The organism is uncultured Campylobacter sp., assembly GCF_938031315.1.
Classification (GTDB): Bacteria; Campylobacterota; Campylobacteria; order Campylobacterales; family Campylobacteraceae; genus Campylobacter_B.
The window spans coordinates 1-2,092 of sequence record NZ_CALHHT010000475.1; the positions used below are offsets into that span (position 1 = coordinate 1).

A 2,092-nucleotide genomic window follows, 5' to 3' on the forward strand; every position below is an offset into this window, starting at 1 on the left:
GTACTTTTTAAGAAATTTCGTCTATTCATAAAAACTCCTTACCTTTGAATTTTGGCGAAAATTCTAAAATTCCATCGTAAAAATAAGGTTAATTTTGATAATGCAGCTTTTGGCTTAGACTTTATCTCGAAAGATAAAATGCGTCCTGCGCCGTATTTTAAAGCCGTAAAATAGCGCCAGCAGTAGCAAAATGCTAATTGCGCCGCAGATCGCAAGGGCTACGCGAGCGCCCAGTAGCTCGGTAAAAAAGCCCGATATGAGCGCTCCAAATGGCGTACTACCTATTAAAAATAGCGCGTATAAGCTAAGCACGCGTCCGCGAAATTCGTTGCTTACGTGCATTTGCACGGTGGAGTTGATGCTTGAGTTTGTGATTACGAAAAGAAACCCAGTTACGGCAAGCCCTACCGCAGCCCATGCGAAGGAATTCGCAGCCCCAGTAAGAGCTAAGCTTACTCCCATAGCGATCGCGCACGATCTGATTTTGCGGATGCCGAGTTTATCAAAGACTGCTACGAAAAGCGCGCCGCAAAAGGCTCCCACGCCCAGAGCCGACATCAAATATCCAAAGCTTCGCTCATCCGCGTCTAGGCTAAGCTTAACAAGCGCCGAGATTGTTACGTTGTAATTTGGCACCAGCGTCGCTACGATAAGCACTATTATCATTAGCTCGCTTAGAGTTTTTTTGTGTGATACATACGAAATTCCAGCACCGATCGAGGCAAAAACGCCTCCGCTTCTGCTAGATAGCGTAGTAACGGATGGCGGAATTTTTATGAAAAACAGCGAAACGATGATGCCTAAAAAGCTAAGTGCATTGAATAAAAAGCAAAAGCCCACGCCCCACAGCGCCATCACGATCCCCGCAAGTGCGGGTCCTGCAATACGAGCGACATTAAAGGACATAGAATTTAACGCTATGGCGTTGGCTAGATCGCGGGGCGAGTCGATGAGGTCTTTTACCATCGACTGACGGCTCGGGGCATCCATGCTGGTAAAGATGCCGCTTGCAAAAGCGCAAAATAAAATTTTGCCGAAAGAATATAGCTCGCAAAAGCTCATAACCGCGAAAATTGAGGCGGTCACCGCCATGCCTATTTGAGCGAGCAAAAGGATCTTTTTGCGATTAAACTTATCGAGCAGTACACCGGAAAACGGCGTGAAAAGTAGCGCGGGCAAGAACCTCGCTGCAGCTACGAGGCTGACCTTAAAAGCGTCTGCGGTGATGCTTAGCACTAGCCACGGCAGCGCGACGCTTTGCATCCAAGAACCGATCAGCGAGAGGTTCATCCCGATCCAATAAATTCTAAAATTTGAGTATTTAAGCGATAGGAAGGGATTTTTCAACGCGCCGCCTTTTGAAATTTTGATTTGAGATTATACATTAAATTTTAAAAATTCACTTAAAGATTTAACATTTATAAAAATTTAACGAAAATTTAATATTTCTGAAAAGAAAAATTTTATATACTCTGCAATAAATTTTTAAGCAAAGGATTAAAAATGCAAAGACCAACTCCGATTAATCAGGAAATCAAACTAGATGAGAAGCGCTATATCGTTTCCAAAACCGATCCGAAGGGTATTATCACGTTTGCAAATCCGTATTTTTGTATGATTTGTGGCTATAGTGAGCTTGAGCTTTTGGGGCAGCCGCATAACATCATACGACATCCGGATATGCCGCGAATAGCGTTTAAGCTTATGTGGGATACGATACAACAAGGCAAGGATTTTACCGCCGTGGTTAAAAATTTAGCCAAAGATGGGCGCTTTTATTGGGTCATTACGGAATTTACTTCTAAAAAAGATCCCGTGACGGGGCAGATCACCGAATACACGGCATTTCGCAAGGCTCCACCAAGATCCGCGATCGAAACTATAGAGCCAATTTATAGGGCATTGCTGGATGCTGAAAGAAACGGCGGTATGCAGGCTAGCCAAAAGGCGCTCGTGGACTTTTTAAAAAGCAAAGGCGAGACCTATGAGAGCTGGATCGCAAAGGTCTCAGGCAAATCAAATCCGCTCACCGCAATGTTTTTTAAGGCGATGAAAAAGCTTTTTAGCTAGTCCGGTTAAAATTTAATGCAAA

2 protein-coding genes are annotated in these 2,092 nt (G+C 44.0%); one reads left to right on the forward strand and one right to left on the reverse strand.

The genetic code is table 11. From position 1 onward, the window contains the following. Nucleotides 1-114: 114 nt before the first annotated feature. Nucleotides 115-1,347 carry an MFS transporter gene (locus Q0236_RS11800; RefSeq protein ID WP_297918265.1) on the reverse strand — a complete coding sequence of 411 codons (1,233 nt, stop codon included), beginning with the start codon at nt 1,345-1,347 and terminating at the stop codon, nt 115-117. 156 nt (nt 1,348-1,503) lie between these two features. On the opposite strand from Q0236_RS11800, the gene Q0236_RS11805 reads away from it, so the two are divergent. After that, entirely contained in the window at nt 1,504-2,070 is a 567-nt protein-coding gene (locus Q0236_RS11805; protein WP_005870765.1) for a PAS domain-containing protein, read from the forward strand. The last annotated feature ends 22 nt before the right edge of the window (nt 2,071-2,092 follow it).

Bases quoted from the DNA above. Each gene is read 5' to 3' on its own strand.
- Q0236_RS11805 (WP_005870765.1), top strand. From the start codon at position 1,504: ATGCAAAGACCAACTCCGATTAATCAGGAAATCAAACTAGATGAGAAG.